Source organism: Halorubrum tibetense, assembly GCF_042661865.1.
Classification (GTDB): domain Archaea; phylum Halobacteriota; class Halobacteria; order Halobacteriales; family Haloferacaceae; genus Halorubrum; species Halorubrum tibetense.
The window spans coordinates 19,154-37,670 of sequence record NZ_JBHSWW010000003.1 but is presented as its reverse complement, the minus strand read 5'-3'; the positions used below and the strand labels follow the sequence as shown (position 1 = coordinate 37,670).

The 18,517-nt window shown below is 66.3% G+C and carries 18 protein-coding genes and 1 other RNA gene; 3 read left to right on the top strand and 16 right to left on the bottom strand.

From position 1 onward, the window contains the following. Window positions 1-2,651 (bottom strand): alanine--tRNA ligase (gene alaS / locus ACFQEU_RS00765; protein WP_379778264.1); only part of this gene is annotated, 2,651 nt, incomplete at its 3' end. Window positions 2,652-2,879: 228 nt separating this feature from the next. On the opposite strand from alaS, the gene ACFQEU_RS00760 reads away from it, so the two are divergent. Genes ACFQEU_RS00760 through ACFQEU_RS00750 form a run of 3 tightly spaced genes read left to right on the top strand, consistent with a single transcriptional unit; the run spans window position 2,880 to window position 5,337 of the window. Next, a complete protein-coding gene (locus ACFQEU_RS00760; protein ID WP_379778267.1) occupies window positions 2,880-4,766 on the top strand; it encodes a PAS domain-containing sensor histidine kinase in 1,887 nt (628 codons plus the stop codon). 59 nt (window positions 4,767-4,825) lie between these two features. After that, window positions 4,826-5,104 (top strand): signal recognition particle subunit SRP19, encoded by a 279-nt coding sequence (srp19, locus tag ACFQEU_RS00755; RefSeq protein ID WP_379778262.1) that lies wholly within the window; start codon window positions 4,826-4,828, stop codon window positions 5,102-5,104. Between the two features lie 2 nt (window positions 5,105-5,106). After that, window positions 5,107-5,337 carry an H/ACA ribonucleoprotein complex subunit GAR1 gene (locus tag ACFQEU_RS00750; RefSeq protein WP_379778260.1) on the top strand — a complete coding sequence of 77 codons (231 nt, stop codon included), beginning with the start codon at window positions 5,107-5,109 and terminating at the stop codon, window positions 5,335-5,337. Between the two features lie 3 nt (window positions 5,338-5,340). Here ACFQEU_RS00750 and ACFQEU_RS00745 read toward each other — a convergent pair whose 3' ends face one another. From ACFQEU_RS00745 to ACFQEU_RS00675, 15 genes are all read right to left on the bottom strand, one after another. Further along, on the bottom strand, window positions 5,341-5,625 hold the full coding sequence (locus tag ACFQEU_RS00745; RefSeq protein WP_379778258.1) for a hypothetical protein: 285 nt from the start codon (window positions 5,623-5,625) through the stop codon (window positions 5,341-5,343). A gap of 113 nt (window positions 5,626-5,738) precedes the next feature. Continuing rightward, complete coding sequence (locus ACFQEU_RS00740) at window positions 5,739-7,250, bottom strand: NADH-quinone oxidoreductase subunit N (protein ID WP_379778257.1); 1,512 nt, start codon at window positions 7,248-7,250, stop codon at window positions 5,739-5,741. Next, window positions 7,243-8,775, bottom strand: coding sequence for a complex I subunit 4 family protein (locus tag ACFQEU_RS00735; RefSeq protein WP_379778255.1), 1,533 nt, complete (start codon window positions 8,773-8,775; stop codon window positions 7,243-7,245). The genes ACFQEU_RS00740 and ACFQEU_RS00735 overlap by 8 nt, the downstream gene beginning before the upstream one ends. After that, a complete protein-coding gene (gene nuoL / locus ACFQEU_RS00730; RefSeq protein ID WP_379778253.1) occupies window positions 8,772-10,829 on the bottom strand; it encodes an NADH-quinone oxidoreductase subunit L in 2,058 nt (685 codons plus the stop codon). Before nuoL ends, ACFQEU_RS00735 begins: the two co-directional genes overlap by 4 nt. 1 nt (window position 10,830) lies before the next feature. Further along, window positions 10,831-11,133: an NADH-quinone oxidoreductase subunit NuoK gene (nuoK, locus tag ACFQEU_RS00725; protein ID WP_209482702.1), complete on the bottom strand. Its 303-nt coding sequence runs from the start codon at window positions 11,131-11,133 to the stop codon at window positions 10,831-10,833. After that, window positions 11,133-11,468: a hypothetical protein gene (locus ACFQEU_RS00720; protein ID WP_379778251.1), complete on the bottom strand. Its 336-nt coding sequence runs from the start codon at window positions 11,466-11,468 to the stop codon at window positions 11,133-11,135. The genes nuoK and ACFQEU_RS00720 overlap by 1 nt, the downstream gene beginning before the upstream one ends. After that, the gene (locus ACFQEU_RS00715; protein ID WP_379778249.1) at window positions 11,465-11,737 is read right to left on the bottom strand and encodes an NADH-quinone oxidoreductase subunit J; all 273 of its coding nucleotides are present in this window, start codon (window positions 11,735-11,737) and stop codon (window positions 11,465-11,467) included. Before ACFQEU_RS00715 ends, ACFQEU_RS00720 begins: the two co-directional genes overlap by 4 nt. Before the next feature lie 49 nt (window positions 11,738-11,786). After that, a complete protein-coding gene (locus ACFQEU_RS00710; RefSeq protein WP_379778247.1) occupies window positions 11,787-12,248 on the bottom strand; it encodes a NuoI/complex I 23 kDa subunit family protein in 462 nt (153 codons plus the stop codon). Continuing rightward, window positions 12,245-13,318: a complex I subunit 1/NuoH family protein gene (locus ACFQEU_RS00705; protein WP_379778245.1), complete on the bottom strand. Its 1,074-nt coding sequence runs from the start codon at window positions 13,316-13,318 to the stop codon at window positions 12,245-12,247. Before ACFQEU_RS00705 ends, ACFQEU_RS00710 begins: the two co-directional genes overlap by 4 nt. Next, window positions 13,318-14,985, bottom strand: a complete 1,668-nt coding sequence (locus tag ACFQEU_RS00700) for an NADH-quinone oxidoreductase subunit D (protein ID WP_379778243.1) — start codon at window positions 14,983-14,985, stop codon at window positions 13,318-13,320. The genes ACFQEU_RS00705 and ACFQEU_RS00700 overlap by 1 nt, the downstream gene beginning before the upstream one ends. Beyond that, a complete protein-coding gene (locus ACFQEU_RS00695) occupies window positions 14,982-15,680 on the bottom strand; it encodes an NADH-quinone oxidoreductase subunit B (RefSeq protein WP_379778241.1) in 699 nt (232 codons plus the stop codon). The genes ACFQEU_RS00700 and ACFQEU_RS00695 overlap by 4 nt, the downstream gene beginning before the upstream one ends. Beyond that, window positions 15,677-16,096, bottom strand: a complete 420-nt coding sequence (locus ACFQEU_RS00690; RefSeq protein WP_379778239.1) for an NADH-quinone oxidoreductase subunit A — start codon at window positions 16,094-16,096, stop codon at window positions 15,677-15,679. Before ACFQEU_RS00690 ends, ACFQEU_RS00695 begins: the two co-directional genes overlap by 4 nt. 132 nt (window positions 16,097-16,228) lie before the next feature. Continuing rightward, window positions 16,229-16,846 (bottom strand): 5-(carboxyamino)imidazole ribonucleotide mutase, encoded by a 618-nt coding sequence (gene purE, locus ACFQEU_RS00685; RefSeq protein ID WP_379778237.1) that lies wholly within the window; start codon window positions 16,844-16,846, stop codon window positions 16,229-16,231. Between the two features lie 665 nt (window positions 16,847-17,511). Continuing rightward, window positions 17,512-17,827, bottom strand: an RNA gene (gene ffs, locus ACFQEU_RS00680) — signal recognition particle sRNA. Window positions 17,828-17,962: 135 nt separating this feature from the next. Then, window positions 17,963-18,370: a DUF7548 family protein gene (locus ACFQEU_RS00675; RefSeq protein ID WP_379778235.1), complete on the bottom strand. Its 408-nt coding sequence runs from the start codon at window positions 18,368-18,370 to the stop codon at window positions 17,963-17,965. Window positions 18,371-18,517: the final 147 nt, after the last annotated feature.

Sequence of the window (18,517 nt, the reverse complement as noted above, 5' to 3'; positions counted from 1 at the left end):
GCGAGCTCGGAGACGACCTGACCCGCGTCGACGTCGACGCCCTCGGGGACGTAGACGACGACACTCGCCGACCCGCCGGCACCGCTGCCGACGACGGCGACGTTACCGTCTTCCACGTGGGCGTTCGCCGTCGCGCGGAGCTCGTCCGCGTCGCCGTTGATCCGCTGTATCACGGCCGTGAAATCGCCGATCTCGACCGTCTCGGCGTCGTCACCACCGGTGGCTCGCGCCTCCGCGAGCGACGCCTTCAGCGACTCGATCTCCTTGCCGCGGGCCTTCCACTCCTCGAAGAACCGCTCCGCCGTCTCGGGGACGTCGAGCGGGTCGACATCGAGCACCGCCGCGGCGTCGTACAACGCGTCCTCCGTCCGCTGTGTCGACTCGACGGCCGCGTCCCCAGCGGCGAACACGATCCGCTCGACGCCGTCCTGAACCGGTTCCGTCTTCAACACCTTCACCGCGCCGATGTCGCCGGTGCGGTCGACGTGAGTGCCGGCACACGCCTGGACGTCCGCGTCGCCGACGTGGATCAGGCGGATGTTCGTTCCCGGCGGGACACCTCCCTGATACAGGTCGAACCCGTGCTCGGCCTCCGCTTCGTGCCGATGGGGCCACTCCTGGCGCACCGGGACGTTCTCGCGGACGAGCTCGTTGGCGAGTCGCTCGATCGCTTTCACCTCCTCGCGAGAGATCCGCTCGTAGTGACGGATGTCAAGGCGGGAGGAGTCGAGTCCCTTCTGTGCGCCGGCTTGTCGAACGTGATCGCCGAGCACCTCTCGGGCCGCGTGCCCGATCAGGTGTGTGGCGGTGTGGTGCGCTCGCAGGCGGTCCCGTCGCTCGCCGTCGACCTGCCCGCGGACGAACTCCCCTTTTCCGGGATCCGCGTCGGTGCGATGGAGGACGATCCCGCCGACCTCCTGGACGTCTACCACGTCCACGGTCGTCTCGCCGCCCGTAAACGAGCCGCGGTCGGCCGGTTGGCCGCCGCCTTCGGGGTAGAACATCGTCTGGTCCAACACGACGTCGTACCCCTCTTCGCGCTCGAACACGTCGAGGACGACGGCCTCGAACTCCGTGCGACCCTGGTCGTCGTAGAACAGCTTCTCCGTCTCCGGGAGGTCGGCGAGGCGGTCGTCGCGCTCCGTCCCCTCGCCGCCGTCGTCCGACTCCTCGTGGCGGTCGGCGACGAGCGCGTAGAAGTCGTCGGGGACGTCCACGTCGGCCCCGCGCTCGGCGGCGATATCCGCGACCATGTCCGGCTGGATCCCGTGAGAGTCGTACAGCTCCAGCAGTTCGCCGGTCGGGATCGGCTCGCCAGTGCCGGCGTACTCGTCCGCGAGCGCCTCCACCTTCCGCGAGCCGCGTTCCAGCGTCTTGTGGTACTTCCGTTCCTCCGTGCGGACGATCTCGCGGATGGTATCGCGGTTCTCGTAGCCGAGCCGCTCGGCCTGCATATCGACGAGCTCGTCGAGGGGCGCGTCCACGCCGACCTCGTCGACGAGCCGTTTCGTCCGGCGGAGCACCATCCGCGCGAGGTACCCGGTTCCGACGTTCGAGGGGACGATCCCGTCACCGAACATGTACGCCAGCGTGCGGGAGTGGTCGGCGATCGCGTAGATGCTCTCCAACGGCTCGACGAGCTCGCGGAGGCGATCGACGTCGACGTCGAGTTTGTCAGCGATATCGCCACGAGCGGCCTCCACGTCGTCGACATCGTCGATGTCGAGCCGGCCGGAGAGCTTCGCGGCACGGTGGATCAGCTCCCGCTCCGTCTCGGTGTGCTCGATCCCGGCGTTCTCCTTGAGGAACTCGATCGCATCCGGGTAGACGGCCTCGTACACCGTCGCGGTCCCCTGGCTCATCCACGTCCATCGCTCCAGACCGTAGCCGGTGTCGACGATGTACGTGTCCATGAACGAGTACGTGTTCCCGTCTTTCATCTCGTACTCGCCGTCCGGGTCCTGTTCCATACACATGAAGACGAGCGTCGCGAGCTCCGCGCCTTTATATATAACCTCGATGGCGGGCCCGGCGTTGCCGCCGCCGACCCAGGGGTCCTCGATGTAGGTTATCTCGGAGAGATCGGCACCGAGGCTCTCGAACAGCTCGTCGCAGTACCGAACCGTCTCGTCTTTCCAGTACACCTCGCCCTCGTAGGCGTAGTCGTCTTCGGCGTCCTCGCGCGTGTTGAACGCGTGGTGTGCCATCATCTCGAACGCCATCGTGTGCCGCCCCGTCTTCCCGACGTTGTCGATGTCCTGCATCCGGATACAGGGCTGTGAGATGGTAAGGGGGTTCGCCGGTGGGGGGGTCTTACCCGAGGTGACGAGCGGCTGGAAGTCGTAGATGGAGGCCTGTGTTAACAGTACGTCGTCGCGCCACCGGTTCGCAGCGACCGGGTACGGATCGATCCGTTCGTGGCCGTTCGATTCGAAAAAGGAGAGGAACGCTTCCCGCATTTCCGACAGCGTGTACGACTCGGGGAACCCCGGGTCGTCGATGAAGCTGTAATCGGCACACGGCGGCTCCCCACACAGCTCGCGGTCGTGATCCCGGCTCCAGAAGTGGGCGCCACAGGAGTCACATTCCGTGCGGACGAACCCCTCCTCCTCGAAGTAGTCGAGACGGTACTCCGCTTCGAGATCGCTCATTACCATGTTCTGGCCCGTGTTGCTCCAAAAGGGTTCCGGGGTGCCCGCGAAGGGACGTCGCCGCGGGAACATCGGACGCGGGAACATCGGACGCGGGAACGTCGGACGCGGGAACGTCGGGCGCGGGAACGCCCGCAACCGACCGCGGGAGGAACGTTTATAACCGGAAGCGAGATACACCGTCCCATAGTGGTGCCTACGACCCCGGACGGACCGACCGTCGTCGCCCTGGGAGCGGACGGGACGCCGTCGCGGTGGCCCGGCGACGCGGCGGACACGGGGAGATCCGACGGGTCGACTGGTGCGGATCGAGGACCCGCCGATCCGGCTGCGGCCGACGCGTTCGTCGTCACCGACCGCGACGGTCTCGATCGGGTACAGGAGGTCGATCCGACACGGCCGGTCGTCGCACTCGTCGACGACCCGATCGGCTCGTTCGCGACGGACCCGACCGTCGACGCGATCGCAACCGACCCGACCGCCGTCGACGGTCACGTAGCGTGGCTGCTCGCCCGTGAGGACACGTCGATCCGTGACACCCCCTCGGAGGAACCATCGCGGATCGAGCGGCTACAGAACGAGACGGCTCGGCTCGCCACCGTCCGATCCGTCGAGGAGGCGTATCGAACGACGGCCGCGATCGCCGACGAGGTGTTCCCGGAGTACCACGTCGGCGTAGGCGTCCTCGACGACGGGTGGATCGAGCCGGTCGCCGTCTCATCGAACGTGGACCTCGACGACTGCCGGCGCGTCCGTGTCGGCCGCGGATCGGCCGGAATCGCGCTGGACCGATCGGAGTCGGTTGTCACTCCCGCACGAGAGGGGGACGGCAGACAGATCACCGTCCCCGTTGGCGACGACGCGGTGCTCCAGGTGTCGACCGGCGACGACACGGGGTTCGACGCGGGCGACAAGCGGCTCGTGGAGCTGCTCGCCTCCCACCTCGAGGAGACGCTCGAACGGCTCCGCGCCGACACGGAGCTTAGAGCGGAGCGTGACCGGCTGCTCGCCCTGTTCGAGAACGTCCCGGACCCGGCGGTGGCCTACGATTTCACCGATGGCGGCCCCCGGTTCCGCCGGGTCAACCCCGCCTTCGAGGAGACGTTCGGCTACGACGAGGAGACGGTCGTCGGGGAACCGATCGACGAGTACATCGTCCCCGAAACCGAGTCGGAGCGGTCGGAGGCGGACGAGCTCAACGCGAAGCTCCGTCGCGGGGAGAACGTCAGACGGGAGGTGACGCGCCGAACCGCCGACGGCGAGCGCCACTTCATCCTCCACGTCATCCCGATCCACCTCGACGCGGAGAACGTCGCCGGCTACGCCATCTATACCGACGTCACTGAGCGACGCGAGCGCGAGGCGACCCTCCGTCGGCAGAACGAGCGGCTCGAGGAGTTCTCGTCCATCGTCTCGCACGACCTCCGGAACCCGCTTTCGGTCGCCGAGGGGTACGTCGACCTAGCACGCGACACCGGGGACCCGGATCACCTCGACCACGCCGCCGATGCGCTGACCCGGATGGACCGGCTCGTCGGGGACCTACTCTCGCTGGCCCGGAAGGGTGAGGTCGTCGGCGAAGTCGAGCCGATCTCGATCGCGTCGGTGGCGCGTGACGCATGGAGGAGCGTCGACACCGGCGATGCGGCACTCGACGTCGAGGCCGATGTCCGGCTCGACGCGGACGCGACACGAACCCGGGAACTGCTCGAGAACCTGTTTCGGAACAGCGTGGAACACGGTTCCACGAGCAACCGGACACAGTCCGGTGACAGCGTGGAACACGGCTCGACTGGTAGTCGGGCGGGGTCCGGTGACGGCGCGGGAGACGGCTCGCCGGACGGTGCCGAACGGTCCGATCCGACGGTTACCGTACGTATTGGGTCGCTGGGCAGCGGTGAAGGGGCAGAAGACCTCGGGTTCTACGTCGAAGACGACGGTCACGGGTTCACGGAGGATCCCGACCACGTCTTCGAAACGGGGTACACCACCGACGAGGACGGGACCGGACTCGGGCTGGCGATCGTCCGTCGGATCGCGGAGGCACACGGCTGGGAGCCCCGCGCAACGACCGGCGAGGGCGGCGGTGCCCGGTTCGAGTTCCGGGCCGGGTGATCGACCGGCGGCCCGACGGGAGTCGAAACGACCTTACCGCGTCCGCTCGCGGTTCCGATATGGTCGAGAACGTCGTCTATCCCGCGTACTTCGACGCCGACCGCTCACGGTCGGAGGGGCGTCGCGTCCCGATGGACCTCGCGGTCGAGGAGCCGACGGTGGACGAGATCGCGAAGGCGGTACAGCAGGTCGGCTACGACGCGGTGATCGAACGCGAGAAGACGTACTCCCGGGAGTACGAACCCCGCGGCGCGGTCGTCGTGACGGGAACCGAGGACACCAGCAAGAACGACCTCGTGCAGGCCGTCGCCGCCTACATCGGGATCCTTCGCGAGTGACGATGCGCCGCGTCGGAACCGTCGTCCGAACCGCCGGCGGGCTCGCGATCGCCCGGGGGAGTGTCGGCGAGGACCCGCCCGATATCGGCGCGGGAGTCGTCGACGAGTCGCTCTCGCGGGTCGGCCGCGTCGTCGACGTGTTCGGCCCCGTCGATCACCCGTACGTCGCCGTCACGCCGGCGAGCGGCGTCTCCCTCCCGGCACTCGTCGGTGGCCCCCTCTACGCCAGATAACGCCTACCCCTCCACTTCCGGTCCGACGACCTCGAAGTCCGCGAGCGTCTTCGTCGATCTGACGAGTCGCTCGCAGACGACGAACTTCTCGACACGATCCAGCTGCTCCCAGTCGATCTCCGCCGGTGGGGACGCCTCGAACGACTCGTACTGCTGATACACGTCTTCGTTGACGAACCGCTCGAACGAGCCACAGTTCGGGCACGTCACCGAGAGATGTGCGGCGTTGAACGAGCGGGTGAGCGTGTGTTCGAGACAGCTCAGACAGCGGTACTGCCGACTGCTCATGGCATCCGTACGCGACGCGCCGGGTAATACCTGTGGACGGCGGCAGGGAAGCGATCCGACGGGGGAAGAACGCCGTGAACGGGGGAAGTCCCCGCAGCACGCGTCGTCCGCGGCTAGAACAGCGCGGAGGCCGCGGCCTCGGCCGTCTCGACGACGGGCCCGAAGCCGGGCAACAACAGGACGGTCGCTACGGCGGCGAAGACGACCGCGGCATACAGCGCCGTTGGCCGGCTGTCGACCGCGTCGAGCGCGCTCGACGACGCGGGATCGTCGAGGAACATCGCCTTGACCACGCGACTGTAGTAGTACAGCGAGATCACGCTGTTGATCGCGCCGAGCGCCGCGAGCCAGACGAACCCGTTGTCGATCGCTCCCATGAACAGGAAGTACTTCGAGAAGAACCCGGCGAACGGCGGGAGCCCCGCGAGCGAGAACATGAACACGGCCATCGCGGTACATGCGATCGGCGCGCGGCGAGCGAGTCCCGCGTAGTCCTCGAACGTCCGGCCGACGCCCCAGCGCTCCGCCATCGCGACGAACAGGAACGCACCGGTGTTCATGAACCCGTACACGAGCAGGTGGGCCATCGCCGCGCCCATCACGGCGCTGTTACCGGCAGCGCTCCCGGAGAGCGCGCCGAGCCCGATGAGCGCGTAGCCGGCGTGGCCGATCGAGGAGTACGCCAACATCCGCTTGACGTTCTCCTGGACGGCCGCCGCGAAGTTCCCGATCGTCATCGTCACCGCGGCCAGCACGCCGAACGCGAGCACCCAGTTGACGTCGGCCACCAGTGACGCGCCGATGGGGAACGCTTCGGTGAACACGCGGAACGCGACCACGAATCCGGCGGCCTTCGATGCCGACGAGAGGAACGCGCTCACCGGTGCGGGCGCGCCTTCGTACGCCTCGGGTGCCCAGAAGTGGAACGGCACCGACGCGGTCTTGAACGCGACGCCGCCGATGATCATCGCGATCCCGATACCGGCAACGCCGGCGAGCCCGTCGAGCGTCGCGATCTCGGCGGCCACGTCCGCGAAGATCAGCGAGCCGGTCGCGGCGTACACCAGGGAGATACCGAAGACGAAGACCGCCGACGACAGCGCGCCGACGAGGAAGTACTTCAGCCCCGCCTCGACGCTGCCGCGGTTCTTCTTGAGGTACGCGACCAGCGCGTACGACGGGAGCGACACCATCTCGAGGGCGACGAACACGACCGCGAGCGAGTTCGCGACCGCCAGCAGCGACATCCCCGTCGCCGCGAAGACGGTGAGCGAGTAGAACGCCGCCGGACTGTCGTGGCCGTCGAAGTAGTCGTGGGCGGCGACGACGACCAGCGCCGTCACGGACGCGAAGATCGCCGTGAAGAACAGGGCCATCGTGTCGACCTTGATCGCGTCCGCGAGCAGGTAGATCGCGCCGCCGGTGCTCGCGTCGCCGGTCCCCGCACCGACGAACCAGACCGTCACGGCGAGCGCGGCGAGCGCGGCGAGCGTGCTCACGACCGCCGAGGCCGTGTTCGACCGCGTGTTCGGACGGACCGTGTCGACCAACAACAGCGCCAGTCCGGTAACGCCGAGGATCAGGGTCGGCGCGAGCGCGAACCAGAGCGGCGTGTGACTAGACATCGACGCTCACCCCCTCGACGACCGGGACGGCAGCATCACGGATCATCTCGAAGAACAGGTCGGGGGCGACGCCGAGCACGATGATCGCCGCGAGGAGCACCGCGAGCGGCGCGACGTCGTGGACCGGCGCACGCCCGACCTCGTAGTCGGTTTCGAGCCGGAACGGCCCGAACAGCGTCTTCTGCATCGCCGCAAGCAGGTAGCCCGCGACGATCACGATGCCGAACATCGCCAGCGCCGTGAACAGCGGCGCGTACGGGAGCGACGGCGCACCGAACGCGCCGACGAAGATGAAGAACTCTCCGGCGAATCCGGCCATCAGCGGCAGTCCCATGTAGCCGAACGCGCCGGCGACGAGGATGCCGACGGTGATCGGCATCCGGTCCGCCATCCCGGCCATATCGCCGACCATCCGGGTGTGTGTCGCGTTGTAGATGACGCCGACCGCCATGAACATCAGCCCCGAGATGAGGCCGTGTGCGACCATCTGGAACGTCGCGCCGCCGACGCCGTACTCGGTGAACACGACGAGCCCGAGGATGACGTACCCCATCGACGAGACGGAGGAGTACGCGACGATACGCTTGAGGTCCTTCTGTGCCAACGCGAGCATTGCGCCGTAGATAACGCTGATCACGGCGATCGCCGCGATCGGGATCGCGAGTGCGGACGCCTGCTCCGGCAGCATCGTAAAGTTGAACCGCAACAGCGCGTATGTCCCCATCTTCAGGAGGACGCCGGCCAGCAGCACGGAGACCGGTGTTGGTGCCTCGACGTGGGCGTCAGGCAGCCACGTGTGTACCGGGACGATCGGGACCTTCACCGCGAAGCCGGCGAACATCGCGAGGAACGCGACCATCGCGAGCGTCCCCGGCGCGATCCCGAACCATGTCCCCAGTTCCCCGGCCGCGATCGCCTGGGTGATCTCCGGGAGCCCGAAGGAGCTCACCCCGTCCCCGAGCGCGAACACGAGCGACATGAAGCCGATGAACATCACCAGCGACGCCGCGTTCGTGTACACGAAGAACTTGATCGCGGCGTACTTCCGGCGCGGGCCGCCCCACACGCCGATGAGGAAGTACATCGGCACGAGCACCGCCTCCCAGAAGACGAACCAGAGGAAGAAGTCCAGCGCAGTGAACACGCCGAGGAGGTTCGCCTCCATGAACAGCATGAGCCCGTAAAACTGGCTCTGTCGGCTGTCGATCGGGGTCCACGCGCTGACGATCGCTAGCGGCACGAGGAACGTCGTGAGCACGACGAGCGGTAGGCTGATACCGTCCAGCCCGACGAACCACGAGACCGAGCGGCCGCCGACCTCGAGCCATTCGATCCGCGACTCGAACGCGATGGTGCCGCCCGTGAGCGCGTTGCCACCGGCGTCGAACGCCGACCAGAGGTAGAGGCTTCCGACGAACGGAACGATACTGAGCCCGAACGCGAGCCGACCAGCCCACTCGTCGGGTGCGACCAACACGGCGAGCGCGGCGACGAACGTGAATCCGATGAGCGCTTCGAGTATCACAGGAACCACCCCCCACTAACCCCGAGAGCGACAAGCAACGCGAGCAGCCCGAGCGTCAGCATCGCGGCGTAGTGCGTGACGACGCCGGTCTGTATCCGGCGAACGCGCTGGCCGGCCGCGAGCGCGACAGACGAGACGCCGTTGACGACGCCGTCGATGATCCCCTGATCGAAGGTGTCCGCGCCGCCCGCGGTGTCTTCCGTCCGATACGCGAGCCATACCTGCAGTTCGTCGAGGTAGTAGTTGTTGTACAGCACGTCTTTGACACCGCCGAGCGTTGCCGTGTGTTCCGTCGGCGATGCGACGTTGTACAGCCGCCACGCCACGAGCACGCCGGCCACGGCGAGACCGAGCGAGAGTCCGGCGGCGACGAGCAACGTCAGCTCCTCGCTCAGCCCGGCGAGCGTTTCGGCCTCGTAGCCGCCGTACGTCGCGAGCAGATCGTTGTACGCCGAGTAGCCGACGCCGTCGATGCCGCCGAACTCGTTGTCGAGCCATTGCGTGAGGAAGTCGATCCCGCCGAGGCCGAGCAGCTTCTGAACCGGCACCATGTTGACGAAGCCGGCGACGACCGCCAACGAGCCGAGCACCGTGAGCGGCCCCTTCACGTTCCAGCGGACGGGTTCGGGGTCACGGGCCAGATCGGTCCGCGGCTCGCCGTGGAACGTCAGGAACACCATCCGGAAGGTGTAGAAGGCGGTGATCGGTACCGCGAGCAGCCCCATTATCCAACCGCCGAGCAGCAGCGGATCGTTGAGGCCGTGGATGAACGCCTCGTAGAGGATCTCGTCTTTCGACCAGAAGCCGGCGAACGGGAAGATCCCCGCCAGGGCGAGCGACCCGGCGAGGAACGTCCAGTAGGTGACGGGCATCCGGTCTTTTAGTCCGCCCATGTCCCACATGTTCTCGTTGTGGTGCATCGCGATGATCACCGAGCCGGCACCGAGGAACAGCAGCGCCTTGAAGAAGGCGTGAGTCATCAGGTGGAACGTCGCAGCGACGTACGAGCCCGCGCCGAGCGCGAGCATCATGTACCCGTACTGTGAGATAGTCGAGTACGCGAGCACCTGCTTCAGTTCGTCTTTCACGACGCCCATCGTCGCCGCGAACAACGCGGTGAACCCACCGACGAACGCGATGACGGCGAGCGTCGTCGGAGTGAGCGCGTAGAAGCCGAACATCCGCGCGACGAGGTAGACGCCAGCCGCGACCATCGTCGCCGCGTGGATGAGCGCGGAGACCGGCGTCGGACCCTCCATCGCGTCGGGCAGCCAAGTGTGCAGCGGGAACTGTGCGGACTTCCCGACGACCCCGCCGAGCACGAGCAGCCCGATTATCGTGAACCACGTGCCGAGTTCGAGTCCGCCCGGCACCCACGCGACTTCGCCAGCGCCGGTGAGCGCCTGTTCGGCGAGGACGGGGAACGACCCCTCGCCCGCGAACTGGGCAGTTCCGAACGTCGCCAGCACCGCGACGACGCCGACGAGGAAGAAGTAGTCGCCGAACCGGGTGACCAAGAAGGCCTTCTTCGCCGCCGACGGCGGCCCCGCTTCGCGGAAGTGGAACCCGATGAGGAGGTACGAACAGAGGCCGACGAGCTCGAAGAACATGAACGCCATCAGCAGGTTATCGGCGACGACGAACCCGAGCATCGAGGCCGTAAAGAGGCCGAGTCCGGCGTAGTAGCGGGGGAGACCCGTCTCGCCCTCGTCGTTCATATAACCGAGGGAGAACACGTGAACGAGGAGCGCGACGAGCGTCACGATGACGAGCATAAGCGCCGACAGCGGGTCGATCAGCAGGCCGAAGGTGAGTTCGATGTCGGTCGGTCCGACACCACCCTCGCCCGCCCACGTGTAGATCGTTTCGTTGTACGCCCGGCCGCCGGCGACGGTCGCGAGCACCCACAGCGACAGCAGGAACGAGCCCGCGGTCGCCGCGATGCCGCCGAACGCGCCACCTTTCGGAAGATACCTGCCGGCCCCGAGGGCGACAAGGAACGAGAAGAACGGGAGCAGGACGATGGCCGGAACGTACGCGAACGCGTCCACCATCTTACCACCTCATCTCCGTTGGAACCGTGACGTCCGTGTCCCCGAAGTTGCGGTACAACACCAGAATGATGCCGATCCCGATGGCGACCTCCGCGGCAGCCAGCGCGATGACAAACAGCGCGAACACTTGCCCGGTGAGGTCACCGTAGTACAGCGCGAACGCGACGAAGTTGATGTTCGCCGCGTTCATCATGAGCTCGACGCTCATCAGGAAATACAGCGCGTCACGCCGCGTGAGCACGCCAAATAGCCCGATACAGAACACGCCAGCGGCGAGCAGCAGGTACCACTCCGGCGGCACCATTACCGCTCACCCCCGTCGGTGAACGCCCCGCCAACCGCGGCGACGATGGAGCCGTCCTCCTCGCGTTTCGCGAGGTAGATCGCCCCGTCGACCGCGACATCGAGCGCGACCGCGACGATCAGGAACGCCGCGAGGAACCCTTCCGAGGGAATCGTCGACACCTCGTAGCCGGTGAGGTTGAACAGGGCGTACCCGATGTTGTGGATGACGGACTCGCCCTCGAACGTCGCGAACTCCCCGAACTCGGCCCCGAGGAACGTCGCGGCCATCACGCCGAACAGGAGGGCGACGGCCGCCGCAGGAAGGACCCGACTCCCGCCGGTGTCCTCGGTCATCCGCTACTCACCTCCAGGTCGTCCGTGTCGTCCGATCGCGTGAGCATCACGGCGAACGTGACGAGTATCAGAACCCCGCCTACGTAGACGAGGATCTGCATGGCGGCGATGAACTCCGCCTGTAACATCACGTAGTGCACCGCGACGCTCGTCAGGGCACCACCCAGAAGCAGCGCGGCGTGGAACACGTCGCGCGCCAGGACAACCCCCAGGCTGAACGCCAACGTGACCGCGGCGAACAGCGCGAACGCGATGGTAGTATAAACCATTGTATCTGTCTCCTATGAGAATCCCTTTGAAGATTTCGAGACGCGCCCGCTACTGGTAGTCGACCTCGCCGTCACCCTCCCCGATCCACGCGCCACGATCGGGGTTTCGGGATTCGAGCGGGTCGATACCCTTGTACCACGGGACGTTCTTGAGCTGTTCTTTGTTGTAGACGAAGTCGTCCTTCGTGTCCGCGGTGAACTCGAAGTTCTGTGTCAACAGGATCGCGTCGACGGGACACACCTCCTCACACAGCCGGCAGTAGATGCATTGCCCGATGTGGAGGTTGTACTGCTCCCCGTTTCGTTTGTCGTCCTGTACGATCTGGATCGTGTCGTTCGGACAGACGTTCTCGCACTGTCGACACCAGATACACCGCTCCTGACTGAACTTGTGGACGCCACGGAAGCGCGGGCTCACGTCGGGCGCGTCCTCGGGGTACTCCACCGTGAACGTCTTCCCGTCGAGCGCGTGCTTCATGGTCGTCGCCATTGATTTCATTAATCCGATCATACGATCACCCCCACGATAACGGCCGTGAGAACCAGGTTCGCGAACGACAACACCAGCATGCCTTTCCACCCGATCTCGATCAGCTGGTCGATCCGGACACGCGGGAACGCCGCGCGGGCCCACTGTGTGAACAGGAAGAAGCCCCAGATCTTCACCACGAACCAGAGGAAGCCGATGCTCTCCGGTCCGGGGCCGGACGCCCCGCCGAGGAACGTCACGGCGAGGATCGCCCCGCCGAGGAAGATGTGGACGAACTCCCCGAGGTAGAACAACACGAAGTACGCCGAGGAGTACTCCGTCTGGTACCCGCCGACGATCTCCGTCGGCGCTTCGGGTATGTCGAACGGGTTCCGGCCGATCTCGGCCATGTTCGCCGTGAGGAACAGCACGAAGGCGAACGGGTTCACGAGCGCGTACCACGTCGGGATGTCGAACCCGGCGATCGTGAACAGCACGTCCTGTTGAGCCTCGACGATGCCGCTCATCTGGAGTGTCCCCGCGAAGATCACGACCGACATCGCCGTGACGATAAGCGGGATCTCGTACGCGAGGTTCTGTGCGACGGCGCGTAGCCCGCCGAGCATCGAGTACTTGTTGTTCGACGCGTATCCGGCCATCACCAGCGAAACCGAGGCGATGGAAGCGAACGCGAACACCAGCGCCAACCCGACTTCGGGGTCGGCGAGCTGGAGGTTCACCGGGCCGAGATGTCCCATCGGGATCACGGCGAACCCGAGCAGCGCCGACGCCGGCAGCAGTATCGGCGCGATGTCCCACGTCGGGCGGTCGACACCCTCGGGGATGATGAGCTCCTTCGCGAGCAGCTGGACCGCCGCCGCCGGGATGATCAGGAGCCCGAACGGTCCGATCCGGTCGACCGCGATCCGGTCGGTGAACGCCGCGGTGATCTTCCGTTTGGCCCATGGACCGGCGACCCCGGTGAACGCGAGCACGATATTGCCGACGACCGCCGCGGCGATGAGTGCGCCGACGACTTGGCCGGCCACGCCGGGTAACCCGAGCGTCTCCGCGATGAACTCGGGGAACAGCTGTGCGGGCGCGACCCCCATCAGCGGTCCACCTCCCCGAGCACGATGTCGAGGCTCCCCAGCGCGGCGATCACGTCGGGGATGTACTCCCCGTTCGCCATCTCCGGGAGCGTCTGGAGGTTCGAGAAGCATGGCGAGCGGATCTTGAACCGGGCCGGCGTGTCCGTCCCGTCCGCCCGGATGTAGATGCCGAGCTCGCCTTTCGCGCCCTCGACGGCGCGGTAGATCTCGGCGTCGTCGTCCGGTTTCAGCGTCCGGGGGACGTTGGCCTGGATGTTCCGTTCGTCTTCCGGCCAGTCCTCCAGCAGGTCGACGCACTGCTCGATGATCTTCGCGGACTCCTCGACCTCCTGCATCCGGACGAGCAGCCGGCTGTAGTTGTCACAGCCGTCCTCGGTGATCACGTCCCAGTCGAGCTCGTCGTAGTAGCCGTACGGGTCGTCACGCCGAAGGTCGTAGTCGACGCCGGAGCCGCGGGCGACCGGCCCGGTCGCGCCGTAGTTCTTCGCGACTTCGGGCGGGAGGATCCCCGTGTCGATCGTCCGCATCTGGAAGATCTCGTTCGAGGTGATGAGGTTGTGGTACTCCTCTATCGAGCCGGGCAGCTGATCGAGGAAGTCCCGCGTCTTCGAGAAGAACTCCTCGCGTGGCTCCGGGAGGTCCCACACGACGCCGCCGAGCCGGAAGTAGTTGAACATCAGCCGCTGGCCCGTCAGGTCCTCGAGGAGGTCCTGGACGCGCTCCCGGTCGTTGATCGCGTACATGAACGTCGCCGTGAAGTCGCCGTTCACGTCGAGCGCGAACGTCGCCAGCGCGAGCATGTGTGCGGCGATCCGACACATCTCTGCGCCCATGGTGCGGATGACCTGTGCGTACTCCGGCACGTCGATGTCCGCGAGGTCCTCAGCCGTGCGCGCGTACGCCCACTCGTTGAGCAGCCCCGCCGAGATGTAGTCCCAGCGGTCGGGGTACGGCATGATCTGGTGGCGGTACGTTCCCTTCTGGGCCATCTGCTCCTCACAGCGATGGAGGTAGCCGATGTCGGACTCGACGTCGACCACCTGCTCGCCGTCGAGGACGGTTTTGAGGTGGAGTACGCCGTGTGTCGCCGGGTGGTGCGGACCGATGTTGAGGAACATCGTGTCCGACTCGTCGTCCTTGTGGTGCTGCTGGATCGGGTTGACGTGATCCGGCAGCGAAGCGATCTGCGGTTGGTTCTGGTCGTAGTCCATCGACAGCGGGTGCCCCTGCCACGTCTCGGGCAGGAGGATCCGCCGGAGATCGGGGTGGCCGTCGTACTCGATTCCGATGAGATCGTACGCCTCCCGCTCGTGCCAGTCCGCGGTGCGGAAGACCGGTTCGGCGGATTCCGAGACCGGGTCGTCCTTGTCCGCGGGGACGACGATGCTGACCTCCTGGGTCGGGTCGTCGTACTTCTTCAGGTGGTAGATCGACTCGTATCGGTTCTCGTACTCCTGTGCAGAGACGACCGATAAGTGGTCGTAGCCGGCCTGCTCTTTCAGGATCGAGAGCGTCTCCTGAACCGTGTCCGGCCGGATGACGAAGGCGGGCGCGTTCAGGTGGTCGTCGCGACCGACGACGAGGTCGCCGAGCAACGCTGCCAGCTCGTCGGGGTCGTGTTCGACGACCGCGTCCGTGTCGGGTGTGTCTGGTGCTTCGAGGCTCATGGAGAATCGGCGAAGTTGTACCGCATGACCAGTTCGTCCTCATCGATCCGGTCGGCGAGCGTCTCGACGAGCTCGTCCTTTTCGAGGTCGGAGAACTGCTCCAGCTCGTAGGGTTTGACGGTCACGGGCGCGGCCTCGCCGTTGGCGACGCGCTCCTGGAGCTTGACGACCCCGTACACGAGCGCTTCGGGACGGGGCGGGCAGCCGGGGACGTGGATGTCGATCGGAATGACCTCCTCCGCCCCCTTGATCACGTTGTACCCCTCCTGGAACGGGCCGCCGGAGATGGTACACGAGCCCATGCCGACGACGAACTTCGGCTCGGGCATCTGGTCGTAGACGCGCTTCATCCGCGGCGCGAACTTCGAGACGATCGTCCCGGGGACGATCATCACGTCGGCCTGTCGCGGCGAGGCGCGGGGGACCCCGCTGCCGAACCGGTCGAGGTCGTGTTTCACCGCGTAGGTGTGCATCATCTCGATGCTACAGCAGGCGATACCGAACTGGAGCATGAACATCGAGGAGCCGCGACACCAGTTCAGGAACTTGTCGAACTTGGTGAGGATGAACGGCGAGGAGCCGAACGCCTCCCGGAGCCGGGAGTTGAACCGGTCTCCTTGCCCGGTCATCCGGGCGTCTCGGGTTTCGGTTACGACTCGCGATTCGTCGGTGATGAAGGGTTGATCGCTGCTCATGTGTTCAGATCACGCTCCGTCTTTCGTTGCGTTGCGCGGGGGCTGCGGGTCCATTTGACCGCGCCCGTCCGCCACGCCCAGACGAGTCCGATCGCGAGGATTCCGACGAACGCGAGCATCGGCCACAGCAGCTCGAACATCGGAACGCCGCCCTCGAGGGCGGGTCGGTAGATCGCGACCCACGGGAACAACAGCACGGTCTCGATGTCGAACACGACGAACAACAGCGCGACCATGTAGTACTGAATGTTGAACCGGATCCGCGTCGTGCCCGTCGGGGTCTCGCCGGACTCGTAGGTGGTACTTTTGCCGGTCTCAGGCACGCTCGGACGGAGTAACGCCGACACGGTCATCATCCCTATCGGGATGAGCAGGCCGACGGCCGCCAAGGCGCCGATCGCTATCCAATCGCTCATATAGGTCTCCGTAACGTGCTGGGGTTTGAACCGCCCCCTCATAAGCGTTGAGTCTTCACCGCACCGGAGACACGCCGGCTGAAACGCCCGTGCTCGGCATATTCGGACGGGAGGGGAAGAAACGAGCAGCGCCTACTCGTCGTCCCGCTCGCGGAACCCGTCGATCCCGAGGTCGTGGAGCGCCGCGGAGACGTCGGCAACACCGCCTTTGAGGGCTTCGTGGTACGACACCAACCGCTCCGCGATAGTATCGTGTTCGCGCGCGAGCACCTGCGCGGCCGAGAGCCCGGCGTTGAACGACTTGCCGGCGTCGACGGCGACGATGGGAGCACCCGTCGGCATCCCGATGACGGAGTCGACGGACTTCTCCTGGACCGGTACCCCGATCACCGGGATCGGGTAGGCGATAGACGCGGTCATGTTCGGGAGGTCCGCGGATTTGCCGCCCGCGCCCGCGATGATGACGTCCAACCCGCGGGCCGCGGCGGTCTCGCCGTAGGCGTACATGAGCTCCGGAGTCCGGTGGGCAGAGACGACGTAGCTCTCGAAGGTGAACCGGGCGTCCGGCGGGTCGGCGAAATCGGTCTGTTCCGCGAAGCCGAGCTCGCGGAGCGCGTCGTACGCGCCTTCCATCGTCGGGAGATCCGAGTCCGAGCCCATGATGATCCCGACGTCGGGGGTCGTCGCCGGGTCGGCGTCCGCCGCCGCCTCCGATTCGAGCCGCTCGATCAGATCCGCGACCGTGGTCATATCGTCGGGAACGGCCGGCCTCTTATAAGTCGTTGCGGCTCCGGGGCGCAGTGGCCCGTCTTCGCGATCAAACGGCCACCGATCCGTTCACCACACGTGCTTGTTGGGTGACATCGGGAGTGGGTATGGCAAAACGGCTATGGCGAGATAGTATATAACTGCCCGAGAGTGATGCGACGATTGCTTGTACATAAGCAAGGCGGTGGCGCGCCCCGGTTCGCGCCTTTATAAGGCGCGAACCGCGAGGGACCTTCGGTCCCTCTGGCAGCCGGCGCGTAGCGCCGGCGACGACGGGGCGAGGTTGGGGAGGTGTGAGGTGTGGTCGCCGTGCGGGGTGAGACTCAAAGGGGCAGCCGCGAGGGCGAAGCCCGCCGCAGTAAGCACCGCAGCGAGGGAGCGATAGCGACTGAGCGAGGCGCACAACGAGGCGCTCGAGCCGTCGCGGCTGGGGCTTTGAAGGTTTTACCGCGCCAGCAACGAGTTATAACCGAGCGGCTGGGGCTTTGGACGTGTTCATCACGACAGCAACCCCTTATAAATATCCGCCAGCAACACCACTTCTTCCCTGATAAACAACCGATCGTCCATACTGCGATACCCACGCCCGACATCGTTCAACGAACACTCCGTGCTCAGACGGGGCCGGTCGCTTATAAACTGCGTATGAATGGACGGACGGCCGAGTTGGCCCGGCGTTCCGGAACGGGGTATCCCGGTTGCCTCCTCCACCCCGCGACCCGACGAGCGACGGACGTCCGGCGGTGGGCTGCTCGCTTCCGCGCCTGACCCGTTGTCGCCGACGAACCACGACGGACCGCTCCTGCGAGCGGGCGCCGTGGACCGCTGTCCCCGGCGGACGAGGCTTCCACGTTGGCTCTCGGGGCCCGTGCCGGTCTGACCGGACGCGCCCGGTGTTCGGTCCCCGCTAAAGACTACCTCACGGGTTGCGAGCGGGGCCTAACCGCCCGACCTAGTCCAGTTTACACTACACGGGTACCCCATAAGGGCCTTTCGTTCGCCGGACACGACACGTGCTCGTCGCCGGCGGTGGCGGTGGCTGTACGGTGGCGGTGGCTGTATGGTGGCGGTGGCGACGACCGACGACCGACGACCGGTTCAGCCGAGCAGGTCGCGGGCGTACATCCCGGCGAGCGCCGGGAGCGGGAGCGTCGTCGCGATCACCGCGGGGGCGTGGTACTCCAGCCAGCCGTACTCCGCGAACATCGTCGTCGGTTCGATAGAGAAATACCACAACACCGCGAGTAGCGGCGTCGCGACCGCGAGCACGACGAGGACTCCCGTGAGGGTCCCCGGATCGACGTTCCCCCGCTCGACGGAGGCGAACACCACGGCGGTCACCAGTGCGAACAGGGCGATCCCCCACGCGCCGACCGGGCCGGCGGCGTAGTACCCGGCGATCTGCGTCCCGAACCCGGAGACGACCGCGTACGGGGCGAGGAGGATCAACACGCTGAGAACGCTGATAGCGACTCCCGCCTGCCGCGAGCGATCACGGACGTTCATACCGGGAGATCACGCGGGAACGCGGTAAAAGGCGCGGATCGCCGTCGAGAGACGCGTCGCCGCAGAGTGACGAGCCGTCGTCGAGAAGCGAGTCGTCGGCGAGAGACGCGAGTCGATCGCCGACCTACTGAGCCCGCACCGTTTTAC

What these genes read in the sequence shown, in the direction of transcription:
- srp19 (WP_379778262.1), top strand. Translation starts at nt 4,826, where the DNA reads ATGGTCGAGAACGTCGTCTATCCCGCGTACTTCGACGCCGACCGCTCA.
- ACFQEU_RS00750 (WP_379778260.1), top strand. Translation starts at nt 5,107, where the DNA reads ATGCGCCGCGTCGGAACCGTCGTCCGAACCGCCGGCGGGCTCGCGATC.
- ACFQEU_RS00745 (WP_379778258.1), bottom strand. Translation starts at nt 5,625, where the DNA reads ATGAGCAGTCGGCAGTACCGCTGTCTGAGCTGTCTCGAACACACGCTC.
- ACFQEU_RS00740 (WP_379778257.1), bottom strand. Translation starts at nt 7,250, where the DNA reads ATGTCTAGTCACACGCCGCTCTGGTTCGCGCTCGCGCCGACCCTGATC.
- nuoL (WP_379778253.1), bottom strand. Translation starts at nt 10,829, where the DNA reads ATGGTGGACGCGTTCGCGTACGTTCCGGCCATCGTCCTGCTCCCGTTC.
- nuoK (WP_209482702.1), bottom strand. Translation starts at nt 11,133, where the DNA reads ATGGTGCCGCCGGAGTGGTACCTGCTGCTCGCCGCTGGCGTGTTCTGT.
- ACFQEU_RS00720 (WP_379778251.1), bottom strand. Translation starts at nt 11,468, where the DNA reads ATGACCGAGGACACCGGCGGGAGTCGGGTCCTTCCTGCGGCGGCCGTC.
- ACFQEU_RS00715 (WP_379778249.1), bottom strand. Translation starts at nt 11,737, where the DNA reads ATGGTTTATACTACCATCGCGTTCGCGCTGTTCGCCGCGGTCACGTTG.
- ACFQEU_RS00710 (WP_379778247.1), bottom strand. Translation starts at nt 12,248, where the DNA reads ATGATCGGATTAATGAAATCAATGGCGACGACCATGAAGCACGCGCTC.
- ACFQEU_RS00705 (WP_379778245.1), bottom strand. Translation starts at nt 13,318, where the DNA reads ATGGGGGTCGCGCCCGCACAGCTGTTCCCCGAGTTCATCGCGGAGACG.
- ACFQEU_RS00700 (WP_379778243.1), bottom strand. Translation starts at nt 14,985, where the DNA reads ATGAGCCTCGAAGCACCAGACACACCCGACACGGACGCGGTCGTCGAA.
- ACFQEU_RS00695 (WP_379778241.1), bottom strand. Translation starts at nt 15,680, where the DNA reads ATGAGCAGCGATCAACCCTTCATCACCGACGAATCGCGAGTCGTAACC.
- ACFQEU_RS00690 (WP_379778239.1), bottom strand. Translation starts at nt 16,096, where the DNA reads ATGAGCGATTGGATAGCGATCGGCGCCTTGGCGGCCGTCGGCCTGCTC.
- purE (WP_379778237.1), bottom strand. Translation starts at nt 16,846, where the DNA reads ATGACCACGGTCGCGGATCTGATCGAGCGGCTCGAATCGGAGGCGGCG.
- ACFQEU_RS00675 (WP_379778235.1), bottom strand. Translation starts at nt 18,370, where the DNA reads ATGAACGTCCGTGATCGCTCGCGGCAGGCGGGAGTCGCTATCAGCGTT.